Source organism: Stackebrandtia nassauensis DSM 44728 (assembly GCF_000024545.1).
Lineage (GTDB): Bacteria > Actinomycetota > Actinomycetes > Mycobacteriales > Micromonosporaceae > Stackebrandtia > Stackebrandtia nassauensis.
Genome location: NC_013947.1, coordinates 1,169,674 through 1,184,667 on the forward strand (window position 1 = coordinate 1,169,674; position 14,994 = coordinate 1,184,667).

Sequence of the window (14,994 nt, forward strand, 5' to 3'; positions counted from 1 at the left end):
GCCGCACGAGGAGGACTAAGTGCGCACGACCCCTTGGCGGCGTCGACGCATGAGCGACAGCCCGCGGCCCGCAGGCCGGGGGCTCGGCAGGTGGCGGCGCAGCGGTTCGCTGGCCCGCCGGCTTGTCGCCATCCGCCCCATCCACCCCTTGCGGACCTTCCGCCGCCGCCGTAACAGCGGCGACGACGTCCGGGTGTTGGAGACCATGGAGATGGACCTGGCGCTCGCGCCGGTCAGTCCCGCTCCGGTCGGCGAGGCGCTCGTCGACACGGACACCGACCCCGACGCCCCTCCGGCACCGATCGCACTGCTCCCCGGTGACCGGACCCCGCGGCGCCGGTTCTTTTTCGCCCTCGCCAACGCCTGTACGGTCATCAGCATCCTGCTGGGAATGTCGGCCATCATGCTGTCGCTGACGGGAGAGGTCCGCATCGCCGCGGCCGTCCTGCTCGGCTGCATCATCGCTGACGCCCTCGACGGCCCGCTGGCCCGCAAGTTCGGTGTCGCCAGCCCGTTCGGCGCCCAGATGGACTCGCTGGCCGACATGTGCTCCTTCGGCATCGCCACCCCGGTCGTGGTGTTCCAGTGGCTGTCGGGCGACATGCCCGACTGGGCCATCGGCGGCGCCTGCGGCCTGGTCGCGGTGTGCGCGGCGATCCGGCTGGCGCGCTTCAACGTCTCGCCCAAGGACGGCCGCTACTTCTCTGGCGTCCCCACCACCCTGGCCGCCACCGTGCTGGCGCTGAGCATCCTGCTGCTGTCGGTCACCCACGTGGCGATGGCCGCCGGTATCGCGGTGCTGGCGCTGACGATGGTGCTGGGCTTCCCGTACGCGAAACTCGGCCAGCTGCGCCGGGTGCCGCCGTGGCTGTGGATCCTGCCGATGGTCGGGCTGTACCTCAACCTCGAGGTGACGTTCCTGGCCCTGGTGTGCGCCTACCTGCTCAGCGGCCCGGTCCTGTGGGCCGTGCATCACCGCCGTCGTTCGGTGATCGTCTGACGTCCGACCTTTGTGACATGCTTTCGGGCATGCGACTGTTGAGTACTTCGTTGTGCCTCGTGCTGAGCGCCGGGGTGGCCGCGGGTTGCTCCGGCGGGGACGAGGAGACCGTCACCGTGTTGGCGGCGGCGTCGCTGACCGACGTCTTCGACGACCTCACGTCCGTCTACGAGGACGAACATCCCGGTACCACGGTGAAGTTGTCCTACGGCGGCAGCCCGGAGCTGGTGCAGCAGGTCGTCGAGGGTTCGCCCGCCGACGTGCTGGCGACCGCCAGCCCCACCACCATGGACACGGTGACGAAGGAGGGCCTCACCGACGGCGAACCCGAGGTGTTCGCCACGAACAGTCCGGTGATCGTGGTGCCGAAGGACAACCCTGGCAAGGTGTCGCGACTGTCCGACCTGGCCAAGGACGATCTCACGATCGCGCTGTGCGCTCCGGAGGTGCCGTGCGGCGCCGTCGCCCAGGAGAGCGCGAATCGCGCGGACCTTAAACTGGCGCCCGACACCGAGGAGAACAACGTCCGCTCGGTGCTGGCGAAGGTGGCCGCGGGGGAGGCCGACGCCGGGATCGTCTACGTCACCGACGTCACCGACGAGGTCAAGTCGATCGACATCCCCGACCCGGCGATCACCGAGTACCCGATCGCGGTTCTGAAGAAAGCCAGTCCGGGAGCCAAGGACTGGGTCGACCTCGTCACCGGCGACAAGGGACAGAGGGCGTTGAAGGACGCGGGATTCGGTGCGACATAGGCGGGCGCCGCTCGGTTTGGGTCTGCCCGCGCTCATCGCGCTGGCATTCCTGACGCTGCCGCTGCTCGCACTGCTGGCGAAGGTGCCGTGGCGGCGGTTCGGGGACATCCTCGTCGAGTCGGCCACGGTCGAGGTACTGGTGCTGTCGGTGGGCAGCGCTGCGGTCTCGACCCTGCTGTGCCTCCTGCTCGGCGCCCCGCTGGCCTGGGTACTGGCCCACGCCCGTCCGGCGACCCGCCGAATACTGCGCACCCTGGTGACCCTGCCGATGATCGTGCCGCCGGTGGTCGGCGGTGTCGCGCTGCTGGCGGCCTACGGCCGCCGGGGCGTGGCCGGAGCGCCGGTCTACGAACTGTTCGGCGTCTCGCTGCCGTTCACGACGGCCGCCGTCGTCGTGGCCCAAACCTTTGTGGCCCTGCCGTTCTGCGTACTCGCCATCGAGGGGGCCCTGCGCGGCATCGACCCCGAGTACGCCGACTCGGCGGCGGTACAGGGCGCGGGCCGCTTCCAGGTCTTCCGCTACATCACCCTCCCGCTGGCGGCCCCCGGCGTCGTCGCGGGCGCCACCCTGGGCTTCGCCCGCGCGCTGGGCGAGTTCGGCGCCACCCTCACCTTCGCGGGCTCGTTCCCGGGCGTCACCCGCACCGCACCCCTCGCGATCTACCAGGCCCTCGACTCCGACCCCGCGCTCGCCTACGGCCTGTCGGCCATCCTGCTGCTGGTCTCCGCGGCGGTCCTGCTGTCGCTGCGCGACAGCTGGTGGCCCCGCTAGCCATCCGAATGGACGACAAGATGATCGATATCGAAGAGATGCCGCAGCGCGTTGTCGGGGATGGTGTCACCGCCGTTTGCTGGATCGAGGACGCCGCGCTGTCCGACGAGGACGAGCTCGCGCTGCGTCGGTTCGTCGGGCGGTTTCCGTCGTTGCGGTTCGCGCGGGACACCCCGGCCGTGCTGGATCGCCACGAGACGGTCGACCAGGTCACGCTGCCAGCCTGGTTTCGCGTGGCGCGAACGATTCTGGCCGGTCTCGAACCCGCGGGACGCGTGCGTCTCGACGCGTTCGCCATCGACGGTTCACCGCGCGAGACACCGAGGGAGTACTACGAGATCAGTCCCGGATACATAAACGAGGAGATCCGGGGACTCCTGTTCGACAAGGCGGGCGTCTACCTGATCGGGCAGGAGTTCGGCGACGACGAGTCCTGCCTGGCCATCGACCTCGAGAACCCGCGGGACCGGCGGATCTTCGAGTTCGCGATGGAGGACCTGCTCGACGACGACATCGCCGATCGTCCATTGCGGAAGTCGCTGACTCCGGTGTTCTCCTCGTATGCGGACTTGCTCGGGCACATCGTGGCGGCGCGGATGCCGGACGGGGAGATCGTCATCGCGGCGGACCAGGGCCGGTGGGGCGATGTCCGATGGCGCGCTTAAGGTTTCCGGCATGAACGCGGTACTGGCATCGGTTATGGGGCACTGGTTTGCCGAGAACGGGCGTGAGCTGCCGTGGCGTACTCCCGAGACCACCGCCTGGGGTGTGCTGGTCAGCGAGGTCATGTCGCAGCAGACGCCGGTCGCCCGGGTTGCTCCGATTTGGACGGAGTGGATGGGGCGGTGGCCGACTCCGGCCGATTTCGCCGACGCTCCCGCCGCCGATGTGTTGCGGGCTTGGGGGCGGTTGGGTTATCCGCGGCGGGCGTTGCGGTTGCACGAGTGCGCCAAGGCGGTCGTGGAACGGCACGGCGGGGTCATTCCGGACGATGTGGACGCGCTGTTGGCCCTGCCGGGCATCGGCACCTATACGGCGCGGGCCGTGGCCGTGTTCGCTTACCGGCAGCGGCATCCGGTCGTGGACACCAATGTTCGCCGGGTCGTCGCGCGGTGGGCGCACGCCAAACCGGACGCCGGGCACGCCACCACCACGGCGGACCTGCGGGACGCCGAGGCTTTGTTGCCGTCCGAGCCGGAGGAGGCCGCGCGGTTGTCGGTCGCGCTCATGGAACTGGGGGCTTTGGTGTGCACGGCGCGGTCTCCGCGTTGCGGGGACTGCCCGATCGCTCGCGATTGCGGGTTCCTCGCTTCGGGGGAGAGTCTGCCGGAGGGGCCCAGCCGGAAACCGCAGCGTTATCACGGTACGACTCGCTATGTGCGGGGGCAGATCATGGCGTTGCTGCGCGAGGCCGAGCATCCGGTGGCCCGGGTGGCCATCGACGGTGTCTGGCATGAGACGGCTCGCCGCGAAGAGGCGCTGTCGGGCTTGATCAGCGACGGCCTGGTCGACGCGCTGCCGGGGGATCGGTTCGCGTTGCCCAGTTGAGTCGCGGCTGACATGTCAATGCCGGCAAGGGAACCGGACGTCGCAGCCGGACGTCGCAGTGGGTATGGAGTCGAACCCGAGCCGCTGGTTCTCGTACGGTGCGATGGTGATCGCGGTGCTGTCGCTGGCGGCCTGCGGCGGTGAGCCCGACGTGTCGAAAAAGCCCGCCGATGAGTCGCCCGAGGCGGTCGTGTGTGAGGTCGGTGGCGATTTCTCGGGCAGCGTGACGGCCGAAGCCACGTCCGGTGCGGCGGAGGAGGACTGGGAGGGTGAGGACTTCGGTCCCATGAACCTGGTGGTGGTCTACCTGGAGTCGCCGACCGAGTCGGACGCCGTGACCGTCGTGGTGCGTGACGGGGACGGTGAGGAGTTGACGCGCAACCTGTACCAGATCGACACGCCGCTGGACGAGATCGAGTTCGAGGGCGGGCACGGTTTCACCGGGCTCCATTACGTGAACCACGACGACGCTCAGCTTCAGTACTGGTGCGCGCCAAAGAAATGAGCCCGGCGGTCACCGCTCCTGGGAGGCGGCGGCTTTGAGTCCGGCGAGCAGGCTGCGCAGCGCGGGCTGGGCCAGCGCGGTCTCGCGTATCGCGGCGTAGATGGCCCGGGACGGTTCCGGGTTGCGGATCCGGCGCACCACGACATCGGGGTGGCGGCTGCCCAGGCCCATCAACGGGACCAGGCTGATGCCCAGCCCGGCGGCGACGAAGCCCTGCGCGGTGGCGTAGTCGTCGCTCTCGACGGTGAAGTTGGGCGTGAATCCGGCCGCCGAGCAGGCTTCGAGGACCGAGTCGAGGCAGGGCCCGGCCGGTTCGCTGCCGATCAGCGGCTCCTCGGCGAGGTCGGTCAGGTCGAGCACGCGTTTGGACGCGAGCCGGTGGCTCTTGGGCACCACGGCGCGGTATCGGTCGTCCAGCAGGTGCACCAGCCGGACGCCGTCGCGGGCCGGTTGCGGTGGCCGCACGACGATGGCCAGGTCGGCGCGGCCATGTTCCACCTCCGGCAGCGGGTCGTGCGGGTCGATCAGTTTCAGGTCGACGCGCACGCCGGGGTGTTTGCCGCGTAGCCGGGCCAGCGCGGGCGGCACCAGGGCGGCCCCGGCGGTGGCGAAGTAGCGCACCACCAGCTGGCCGGTGCGTCCGGCTCGCAGGTCGGCCAGCGCGGTCTCGGCTTCGGCGACGTGTTTGCCGATGACGGCGGCGTGCTCGGTGAGCAGCCGCCCGGCGGCCGTGGGGCGGACGCCACGGCCGACGCGTTCCAGCAGTTCCATGCCGGCTTCGCGTTCGAGCGCCGCCACCTGCTGGCTGATGGCGGAGGGCGTGTAGCCGAGGTTGGTGGCGGCGGCGGTCACCGAACCGCTGGAGACCACCGCCCGCAGCACCTGCATGCGTCGCACGTCAAGCATGTAGCAAAGCTTAACGGTTCATGCAGAACCTTTCGCTTGTCCTTCCGAGTCAGGTGCGGCACGGTGAAGTCCGGACCACCGAACCGGGAGTTGAATCGTGATGGGCAGTGGCATGGCGGCGGTACGCGTGGGCGTGCTCGCCCTGTTGTGGGGATCGACGTACCTGTGGATCAAGCTGGCGTTGACCGGACTGACACCCACCCAGGTCACCTTCGCCCGCTGCCTGCTGGGAGCGGCCGTGCTGGTCGTCCTGTGCGCCGCCGGACGGCAGCGGCTGCCGCGCGATCGCGGAACCTGGCTGCGGATCCTCGTGGCCGCGTTCTTCTGCAACGCGTTGCCGTACGCGCTGTTCAGCATCGGCCAGCAGACCGTCGACTCTGGGGTCGCCGGGGTCCTCAACGCGACGACTCCGTTGTGGACATTGGTTGTCGGCATCGCCATCGGTGCCGAGCGCCGTCCGCATCCGGTCCGGGTGGGCGGCCTGCTGCTGGGTTTCGCGGGGGTGCTGCTGATCTTCGCCCCGTGGCACGAGGCTGGACTCACCGGCTGGGGAGCGTTGGCCATTCTCGGTGCGGCGGTGAGCTACGCGCTGTCGTTCACCTACATGGGACGGAAGCTGGTCGGCAAGGGGCACGCCACCATCTCGCTGTCGGCCTCGCAGCTGATCGTGGCGACGGGGCTGACGGCCGCGGCGTTGCCGTTCGGCGGACCGGTCGCGATGCCGGTGGCTCCGGTGGTGCTGGTCGCGGTCGTTGCGCTGGGCGTCCTGTGCACCGCGTTCACGTTCCACCTCACCTACCGGCTCATCGCCGACGAGGGCGCCACCAACGCGGCCACCGTCGGGTACCTGCTGCCGGTGGTGTCGGTGCTGCTGGGCGCGGTCTTCCTGGGCGAGCCGCTCAGTCTGCGGATCATCGCGGGCATGGCCGTGGTGCTGCTCGGCGTCGGGATGTCGCGGTGGCGCAGGCGAACTCCGGTTCAGCCGGAGCCCGAGGTGGCGCTGGCGACCGGCCGTGGCTTACCCGGGTGCGCTTTCAACCGGCCATCGTCGCTGACTTCGGCATCGCCCACTCAGGCCGTTCGTCCTCCTCGGGCGGGGAGTTGAAGTGCAGCAAGGTCTGTGAGGTCTTGTCATCGACGAACGCGACCCGCACCTCGTCGGGGGCGTCGCGCAGCAACGGAACCGCGAACACCGCCGTGGCCCGGCGTCCGTCGACCATCGCTCCATAGCAGACGATCCGCCAGTCGTCCTCGTCCCAGGTCTCGCGGACGTCGCTGCGCAGCAGTTTCGCGACGTGGCGAAAGACGTCGGAGCGTTGCATCCGCTCGACGGTCGCGTCCAGCGGCACCTCGCCGGTGTCGCCGCCCAGCGGCCGGGACCAGCGGGCTCGCCACCGCCGCAACGGAACCAGCCAGGCGCCGTCGAACTCGGCCGACACCGTCAGGAACAGCGCGGCCTCGACGGCGACGACGCCGAGCGACGACGCGGGGTGCTGGGCGAGCGCCGTCGGCCACGCCATGTCCGTCCACAGTATCGTGACGGACGCGGCCAGCATGCCGCCGCTGCGGGCGAAGGCGCGCCACGAGATCGCAGCACCCTTGCCGCCCAGGCAACCGCAGGACGATTCGGGCGCGGCGACGCGCGCGTAGGCGAGGTACCCGCAGAATCCCGCCGACAGCGCGATGGCCGCCACGGTGGCCGGGGCCCAAAGGATCGGGACCAGCAGCGCCAGTCCCACGACCGCCTCGGCGGCGCCGAGGATCCGGTACGCCGCGGGCGCCCGCTTCTCGCCGACCAGCCGCGCCAGCGCCGCGTCCCGGGCGGCGATCGCGCCGCGTCGGCTGAACAGCTTCACGTTGGCGGCCCACAACAGGACCGCTCCCACCAGCAGCGGTTGTACCGCGATGATCGACACTGCGTACCTCCCGATCGAAGGGGTGGTGCCGTCGGCGAGGGGCAGATCGCCGACGGCACCGAGGGGTTGGGCATCTTGTGGTCACGCCGAGGTCATGCCGGGCATCTGTCAGCGCGCCGCGTACACGGTCGCGATGTCCACCTCGTTCGTTCCCGGGCGCCAGGCGCCGAGCACCTGGACATGGCTGTCCACTGTGATTCCCGACAGATCGGAGACGGCCGACCTGCCGTTGTAGACGGCCGCCGACGTGCCGTCCACCATGTGGGCGACAATGCGTTCGCCCTTGTGATCCAGTCTGAGTTGCCTGCCCTTGACGGACACGACATGGGCTTTTATGTTCACGATGTTGACCCACACGGAGTCGGCCGCGATCGTGCCGTCGTCCATCAGGACGCCGCGGGCGTACATGCCGTCGCCGACCTCGATCTTCTCGAAGCGGGACGGCTTGAGCTTCCAGACGCTGGTGGAGTCGGTGACCCGGACCCTCCACAAGGTGGTGTCCGAGCCGGTGGCCTGGAAGGTGTTTCCGTTGATCGACTTGATGAGCCCCTCGGCGAACTCGGGGTCGGGCGCCCCGGGCTCGATCTTCAGGGTCTCGGCGGCGAACGCGTCCTCGGGCGCGAGACCGCCCAGCGCCGAGGCGCCGACGATCGCGGTCCCCAGGACGGCACCGGTCAGGAGTTTTCGTCTATCCATGGTGCACGCCTCCTAGGTGATCGTGCACGGCCGCAGGCCGCTCGACAGGTCGGCGATCCGGCTGTACGCGGCGGGCGTGAGGTCCATGATCCGGTTGGATCCACAGGTACTGCCGCAGCACGACTGTTCGCCGCAGAACAGGTCGGTCTGCGGTCCACAGTCGGCGATCGACGTGGTGACCGCCTGGCCGGTGCACCGGTTCGTGGTGGTGTGCCGGTGCCCGCAGGTCCGCCGGGCCAGGCTGACCCCGCACCGGTCGGGTCGGGTGATGGCGAAACAGGCGTCCGACGCGTTGGGCCACGCGTGTTGCAGGTTTCCGGAATGACAGGTACCGCAGGCGCCGGTGCCCGCCGTACCACAAGGCCCCCAGGCATTGCCGCAGCAAAACCAGGAGAACTCGCCAGTGAGAACCATAGTATGGCTCCTATCGCTTGTAGACTATTGACAGTCGACTTAGACCATCGCTACTGAGCAACAGACTGGCGAACCCCATCGAGGCAGTCAAGTCCATCGATGGAATGAACATACATTCGGTCCACAGTACCGAGTATTCGGATACTGGCGGACAGTAACGCCGAAACCGTTGGCCGCCACTGACATCCGGCGCAGGTCAGCCCACGTGGATGCCCGGTCGCCGCGCCTTCTCGGGTTCGCTGGTGCGCAGCACCTCTCGCACCATCGGCGGCACGTCGCCCTGTCCCAGCATCAGGAACCGCAGCAGGTGCCCCACCGGGCTGCCCTCCGACCACTCGAAGTAGCAGTGCGGCTTGACGCCGGTCGCGTCGCGCAGCGCCAGCAGGATCGCGGCGATCGCGTTGGGCACCGCCGGGCTCTGCACCCGCAGGATGCGGTGGCCGTCCTTCTCGACGCCGCACACCCGCAGCACGTCGCTGAAGCTCGACGGGTCGATGACCTCGACCTCCAGGAAGAGGACGTCGGCGGCACCGGGCACCGGGTTGAGACCCCGCTGCTCGGCCTCCTTCTCGGCGTACTCGTTCAGATCCCCGGCCTGGCGCTTGTTCGCGATGATGTTGATCGCGCCGTCGTGGGCGAGCGTGTCGGTGATGAAGGTACGGGCGGTCTCGTCGAACTCGATGTGGTCGGCGCGCAGTTCGGTGGTGCGGGTGACCCGCGAGATCAGCGAGACCACGATGATGCCGCCGATGAACGCCGCCGAGATCGCGATGCCGTCCGGCTTCTCGATGATGTTCTCCACCAGCGCGTACAACAGCACCAGCGTCAGCACCGCGAAACCGATGCCCGCGTACAGCTGTCGGCCCTTGGCCGCCGAGATGGTCACGGCCACCGCGCCGGAGGCCATCATCGCCAGGATCCCGGTCGCGTACGCCCCGGCCTGCGCGTTGACGTCGGCGCCGAAGGCGATCGTGATGCCGATGCTGATCACGGTGTACACCAACACGACCGGACGCACCGCCTGTCCCCACTGCGGTGACATGCCGTACTTGGGCAGGTAGCGGGGCACGATGTTGATCAGGCCCGCCATCGCCGAGGCGCCCGCGAACCACAGGATCAGCACGCTGGAGATGTCGTAGGCGGTGCCGACGAACTCGCCCAGTTCCTGGTGCGCCAGGTATGCCAGCGCCCGGCCGCTGGCCTTGCCGCCCTCCTCGAACTCCTTCTTCGGGATCAGGACGGTGGTGATGAAGCTCGTCGCCAGCAGGTACACCGACATGATGAGCGCCGCAGTGGTCAACAGCTTGCGGGTGTTGCGGATGCGCGACTCCAGCCGCCGCTCGTGCGTCTCGCCCTCGGCTTTGACCAACGGCATCATCGACACCCCGGTCTCGAAGCCGGACATGCCCAGCACCAGCAGCGGGAACGCCAGCACCGCGGGCCCGGCGATGTCGAGGAAACCGGTGCCGTGCGTGGTGAGTGCCTCCACCCAGCGGGACATGGACTCGGGGTGGCTTAGCACGTCGAACAGCCCGGCGGCCACGACGGCGGCGTTGAGCAGCAGGAACACCGCCACCAGCGGGATCGCCACGCCGACGGCCTCGTTGAAGCCGAGCAGGAAGATGCCGCCCAGGACCAAGAGCAGCACCACGGTCAGCAGCACCGCCTGGCCGTGCAGGAACTCGGGCGCGTACGGGTTCTCCAGCACGTGCACCGTCGCGTCGGCCGACGACAGAGTGATGGTGACGATCCACGACGTCGCGACGAAACCCAACAGCGCCAACACGAACATCTTGCCGCGCCAGAACGGCAGCAGGTTTTCCAGCATCGCCACCGAGCCCTGGCCGTGCGGGCTCTCCCGGGCGACGCGGCGGTACATCGGCAGCATGCCCAGCAGCGTCAGCGCGACGATCAACAGTGTGGCCAGCGGCGACAGCGCACCGGCGGCCAGCACCGCGATTCCGGGCAGATACGACAGCGTGGAGAAGTAGTCGACGCCGGTGAGGCACATGACCTTCCACCACGACTGCGGCTTGTGGCCGTCGGTCTTGTCGCTGACCGGCCCGGCGGGGTGGACCTGGTGCTTGAGCAGCCATTTGCCCAGCCCCTTGGGGGGCGGCCGGTGGGGCAGCGGGGCCGCCACGGTGGCGGGTATCGCGTACTCGGGTTCCGGCGTCGTGTTCAAGGGGCCAGAATATCCGAACTTTAGGACGGTCGGCGGCGGTCTGGGCGCCGGCTGGTGGGTTCCGGGCCAGAACGCCGCCGACCTGTACCCCATCGTCTCGCGGTTCCCATGCCTACGCCAGCGCAATAAGGCCGTTATCTGAAACCGGTTTAGACGCATCGATGCATCTAGATGACAAATGGCCGCTGAACACTACAAAATCTCCACAGCACGGTCACTTGGCAGTTCCAGCAATGGTCTCGTCACGCTAATCTCATTCGCATCTGGACGCCCGAATCCCGGTTAAGCGCGTGCCAGCCCACGAAAGAGCGGTGGCCATGGTCTCCTACAGTCAGCTACTCAACATGGACACTGCGAAGCTCACCGGAGCGGCCGAGGCGGCTGGCGGACTGTCGAGCACCCTGTCGACCCGCGCCGGGGAGGTCCAGTCCGCCGCCGACATCCCCGGTGGCATGTGGACGGGCATCGACTCCTCGGCGGCCTCGAGTCTGATCGGCGCGCAACCGTCCCCTCTGTACGACGCCTCGGACGCGTTCAGACGGGGCCGGGCCGCGCTGGAGGACCTGGTCACCGGCGTCGAGGCGGCCAAGGACCGGCTGGGCGACGCGCAGGATCTCGTCGGCGGAACCGGCATCACGATCGGCGGCGACGGCACCGTCACCACCCCGGTCGTGGACAACCCCACCACCGCCGCGAACAACGACCGCATCGCGCAGCAGGCCCGCCAGATCATCGACGCCGCGCTGAAGATGGCCGAGGAGGCGGACCAGACCGCGACCGCGGCGGTGCAGGCCGTCGGCATGGACGTCAGCGAGAGCGCCATCCCCGACGGGAAGGGCGACACTCCACAAGAGGTGAAGGAGTGGTGGGACTCGCTCAGCGACACCGAGAAGCAGGCCTTCATCGCCCAGCATCCCGAGCAGATCGGCAACCTGGACGGCATTCCGGCCGAGGCCCGGCACCAGGCGAACATGAACCACCTGGCGTCCGAGATCGCCAGCGGCGATGCCGAGAACGGCTCGCAGCAGCTGCTCGACCGGATCCAGAACTCCTGGAAGGGACCGGAATCCGACCGGATCTACCTGCTGGGCTTCGACCCCAACGGCGACTCCGACGCGAAGGTGATCGCCGCGATCGGCAACCCCGACACCGCCGACCGCACCGCCGTCTTCGTTCCCGGCACCGGCAACGACATCAGCAAGATGGGCGGCAACCTCGACAGCATGAACCGGTTGCAGGACGCCACCGGCGGCAACACCTCCGCGATCGTGTGGCTGGGCTACGACGCCCCGGACCACATACCGGCCGCCGTCCTGGACGGCTACGCCAAGGACGGCGCCCCCGACCTGCGCGAGTTCACCCGGGGTCTGGACGCCACCAACAGCCCGACCGGAACCACCACCGTCATCGGCCACTCCTACGGTTCCACAGTGGTGGGAACCGCCGACGCGCTCGGCAAGCAGGGAAGTAACGACGGTCTGGTCGCCCGCGACATCATCGCGGTGGGCAGCCCCGGCATGGGCTACGAGTCCCCGGACCGGCAGGGCTTCATCGACTCGCCGCGCGTCGACAACACCAGTGACATGCACATGGACTCCGACCACATCTGGGCCGGTGCCGCCAGCAACGACGTCGTCACCTACACCGAGGTGCACGGCAACGCGCCGCACGACTGGAGTTTCGGCGGCGAACGCTTCACCACCGACGGCTCCAGTGGCCACTCGGAGTACTTCGAGCAGGGCGGTGCCTCGCTGCGCAACATGGCCCACATCGTCAACGGCGAATACGACGAAGTGGACCACGTCGGACGTCGCCCCGGCTAGAAGTACGTCGGCGAGCCGGAATCCACCCGCTCCCGAAACGCCCACCAGCTCCAGCCCTGGTACAGCAGGATCACCGGCACGACGACGATCCCGAAGGCCGACAACAGTTTCAGCGTCTCCACGTCGGCGGCCGCGTGCGACACCGTCACCGAGTACCGCTCCGACACCGTCGACACCAGCAACCGGGGATAGTGCGCCACTCCCGGCAACAACGCGGGCACCAGCGCCGCCACTCCCGTCGCCGTCACGGCGGTCTTCGCCCAGCCCCGCCGCGATGCCACCATCGCGGCGACGACCGCGATCGGCAGCAGCGCGCCCACGGCGACGGCCGCCGCCGGAGCCGCGAACCCGTCATCCACAGCGGACGCTACCCCGATGCCACCTGCCCCGAGACTCGCCACCACCGTCACCACCCCCAACCGAGGCAGCAGCGCCCGCGCCGCCCCCGCCGCCGCGCCCCGCACCCGCGCGGCCAAAAACGCCGCCCCGTGCGTGACGAACAACGCCGTCGACGCCGCACCGCACGCCAGCACGAACGGCTCGCCCAACTGCGCGCCGGTCAACGTGAAATGCCCGTCCGCGCCGATGGGAACACCCCGCAGCAGCAACGCCACCAGCATCCCCCAGCTCCACGCCGGAACCAGGCCACCGGCGAACGCGAGCACATCCCACACCCGCCGCCCCCGCACCGTGTCGGCGCGGCCCCGCAACTGCACGGCGGTCTTGCCGACGACGAGTCCGATGAGGATCGCCAGGAACAGCGGGTACATCCCCGACAGCAGCTTCCCCTCCAGGAACGGGAACGCCCCGAACAGGACCCCGGCGAAGCCCACCAGCCACACCTCGTTGCCGAAGAAGAACGGCCCCAAGGCCCCCAAAGTAGAGCGACGCGCGGACTCGTCGCCACCGAGCCACAACCGCAGCACCTGCGCCCCGTAGTCGAGTCCACCGAGGACGAAATACCCGCCCAGCAGCACTCCCAACAGCGCCAGCCACAAGCTTTCCAGGATCATGAAGAACTCCCAACGGTCTCGAGAACGGGTACCTCGTCGCGCGCGACCCCCAACTGCGACGCCGCCGGACCCCGGCGCGCGAACCGGGCGATCAGCGTCCAGTTCGTGACCGCCAGCGCGCCGAGCACACCCACGAAGATCACCAAGGACGTCAACATGTGCCCGAAACTCACCGGCGACACGGCATCGGACACCTTCAGCTCGCCGTAGACGATCCACGGCTGCCGTCCCACCTCCCGAAACAACCAGCCACCCACCGACGCGACGAACGGCAGCGGTATCGCCACGACCAGCAGCCACCCGAGGCCACGCCACCGCCGGATCCGACCCCCGAACCCGAGCACCACGGCGGCCAGCGCGATACAGGCGGGCATGATGATCTCGTTGTACGGCCCGGGAGTGTCGAACAGATAACTGCCCAGGTACAGGCCGAACAACCCCCCGACGGCCAGCACCATGACGATCGCCAACAGCCGGGAACGGGTGAACCGGGCCCGAAACAGCACCAACAGCGCGCACAACGCCAAAGTAGACACCAGATACCCGATGTTGGCCATGGTGTGCAGCCACGTCTCGATCCATTCCGGCGGCACGTAGTCACCGGGCCCGTGCCGCTCGACCATGTCCTTCTGCAACTCCGAGGTCCCCTCACCGGCGAGTAGCGCCAACTTCATCGGCTGGCTGTCGGCGAGCACGGCGAACTGCGCCGCGCCCAGCATGTACACCGGAAACGTCGAGGCCGCCGCCGCGATCACCCCGGTACGCAACCCCGTCCGAAAGAACTCCCGCTCCCTCGTACGCCGCAACAGATGAAAGGCACTGACCCCCGCCACGAACAACCCACCGGTCAGCAAAGCCGCCGTCAGAATATGTCCGAACGCGACAGTGGCATTCGGGTTCGTCAACTGCGCCGCGAAATCGGTCAGGTACGCCCTCCCCTCCCGCACCTCGTACCCCACCGGACTCTGCATGAACCCGTTCGCGACCAGAATCCAGAACGCCGACGCGTACGCCGTCAGGCACACCAACCAGATCAGCACCGCCTGCGTCCCCAACCGCAACCTGTCCCAGCCAAAGATCCACATGCCCAGAAACGTCGATTCGGCGAAGAACGCGATCATGGTCTCCAACGCCAACGGCGCGCCGAACACATTGCCCGCGAACTCGCTCAACCCGCTCCACGACAACCCGAACTGGAACTCCATCACCAACCCGGTGACGATCCCCAACGCGTAGTTGATGACATACAGCTGCCCCCAGAACTTCGCGAGCCGCACCAACCCCTCCCGCTTGTCGGCATCGCGCGTGAAAACCGCCCGGGTGTTCACGATCGCCACCAACGGCACCAGCCCCAACGTGAGCATCACGAAAAGCCAGTGGATTCCGGTGGTGGTGGCGAACTGCAACCGCGCCAGCTCCAAAGTGTCCATCGTCGAATCTCCCGGTGAGTCGGTATCGAAG

At 68.6% G+C, this 14,994-nt stretch carries 15 protein-coding genes; 8 read left to right on the forward strand and 7 right to left on the reverse strand.

The annotated features are described in order from the left end of the window. Positions 1-19 precede the first annotated feature (19 nt). From SNAS_RS05425 to SNAS_RS05450, 6 genes are all read left to right on the forward strand, one after another. Positions 20-1,000, forward strand: coding sequence for a CDP-alcohol phosphatidyltransferase family protein (locus SNAS_RS05425; RefSeq protein ID WP_013016379.1), 981 nt, complete (start codon positions 20-22; stop codon positions 998-1,000). Between the two features lie 29 nt (positions 1,001-1,029). Next, positions 1,030-1,755, forward strand: coding sequence for a molybdate ABC transporter substrate-binding protein (gene modA / locus SNAS_RS05430; protein WP_041624565.1), 726 nt, complete (start codon positions 1,030-1,032; stop codon positions 1,753-1,755). Continuing rightward, positions 1,745-2,527 carry an ABC transporter permease gene (locus SNAS_RS05435; protein ID WP_013016381.1) on the forward strand — a complete coding sequence of 261 codons (783 nt, stop codon included), beginning with the start codon at positions 1,745-1,747 and terminating at the stop codon, positions 2,525-2,527. The genes modA and SNAS_RS05435 overlap by 11 nt, the downstream gene beginning before the upstream one ends. Before the next feature lie 20 nt (positions 2,528-2,547). Beyond that, positions 2,548-3,192 carry a hypothetical protein gene (locus tag SNAS_RS05440; protein WP_013016382.1) on the forward strand — a complete coding sequence of 215 codons (645 nt, stop codon included), beginning with the start codon at positions 2,548-2,550 and terminating at the stop codon, positions 3,190-3,192. A 10-nt stretch (positions 3,193-3,202) separates the two neighbouring features. Further along, the gene (locus SNAS_RS05445; protein ID WP_041624567.1) at positions 3,203-4,075 is read left to right on the forward strand and encodes an HhH-GPD family protein; all 873 of its coding nucleotides are present in this window, start codon (positions 3,203-3,205) and stop codon (positions 4,073-4,075) included. 64 nt (positions 4,076-4,139) lie between these two features. Then, a complete protein-coding gene (locus SNAS_RS05450; protein WP_013016384.1) occupies positions 4,140-4,580 on the forward strand; it encodes a hypothetical protein in 441 nt (146 codons plus the stop codon). A gap of 9 nt (positions 4,581-4,589) precedes the next feature. Here the strand turns inward: SNAS_RS05450 and SNAS_RS05455 are convergent, their stop codons facing one another. Beyond that, the gene (locus SNAS_RS05455) at positions 4,590-5,486 is read right to left on the reverse strand and encodes a LysR family transcriptional regulator (protein ID WP_013016385.1); all 897 of its coding nucleotides are present in this window, start codon (positions 5,484-5,486) and stop codon (positions 4,590-4,592) included. A gap of 112 nt (positions 5,487-5,598) precedes the next feature. Between SNAS_RS05455 and SNAS_RS05460 the strand changes: the two genes are divergently transcribed. After that, positions 5,599-6,591: a DMT family transporter gene (locus SNAS_RS05460; RefSeq protein ID WP_211207322.1), complete on the forward strand. Its 993-nt coding sequence runs from the start codon at positions 5,599-5,601 to the stop codon at positions 6,589-6,591. Here SNAS_RS05460 and SNAS_RS35650 read toward each other — a convergent pair. From SNAS_RS35650 to SNAS_RS05480, 4 genes are all read right to left on the reverse strand, one after another. After that, positions 6,521-7,402 carry a MauE/DoxX family redox-associated membrane protein gene (locus SNAS_RS35650; RefSeq protein WP_013016387.1) on the reverse strand — a complete coding sequence of 294 codons (882 nt, stop codon included), beginning with the start codon at positions 7,400-7,402 and terminating at the stop codon, positions 6,521-6,523. The genes SNAS_RS05460 and SNAS_RS35650 overlap by 71 nt on opposite strands. 108 nt (positions 7,403-7,510) lie before the next feature. Continuing rightward, a complete protein-coding gene (locus SNAS_RS05470) occupies positions 7,511-8,098 on the reverse strand; it encodes a hypothetical protein (protein ID WP_013016388.1) in 588 nt (195 codons plus the stop codon). A 12-nt stretch (positions 8,099-8,110) separates the two neighbouring features. Continuing rightward, complete coding sequence (locus SNAS_RS05475) at positions 8,111-8,512, reverse strand: RlpA-like double-psi beta-barrel domain-containing protein (RefSeq protein ID WP_013016389.1); 402 nt, start codon at positions 8,510-8,512, stop codon at positions 8,111-8,113. A gap of 196 nt (positions 8,513-8,708) precedes the next feature. Then, positions 8,709-10,790, reverse strand: a complete 2,082-nt coding sequence (locus SNAS_RS05480; RefSeq protein WP_013016390.1) for an APC family permease — start codon at positions 10,788-10,790, stop codon at positions 8,709-8,711. A gap of 251 nt (positions 10,791-11,041) precedes the next feature. On the opposite strand from SNAS_RS05480, the gene SNAS_RS05485 reads away from it, so the two are divergent. Beyond that, positions 11,042-12,520 carry an alpha/beta hydrolase gene (locus tag SNAS_RS05485; RefSeq protein WP_244409115.1) on the forward strand — a complete coding sequence of 493 codons (1,479 nt, stop codon included), beginning with the start codon at positions 11,042-11,044 and terminating at the stop codon, positions 12,518-12,520. Here SNAS_RS05485 and cydB read toward each other — a convergent pair. Next, on the reverse strand, positions 12,517-13,533 hold the full coding sequence (gene cydB / locus SNAS_RS05490; RefSeq protein ID WP_013016392.1) for a cytochrome d ubiquinol oxidase subunit II: 1,017 nt from the start codon (positions 13,531-13,533) through the stop codon (positions 12,517-12,519). The two genes, SNAS_RS05485 and cydB, sit on opposite strands and share 4 nt — an antisense overlap. Beyond that, complete coding sequence (locus SNAS_RS05495) at positions 13,530-14,963, reverse strand: cytochrome ubiquinol oxidase subunit I (protein ID WP_013016393.1); 1,434 nt, start codon at positions 14,961-14,963, stop codon at positions 13,530-13,532. Before SNAS_RS05495 ends, cydB begins: the two co-directional genes overlap by 4 nt. Between the last annotated feature and the right edge of the window lie 31 nt (positions 14,964-14,994).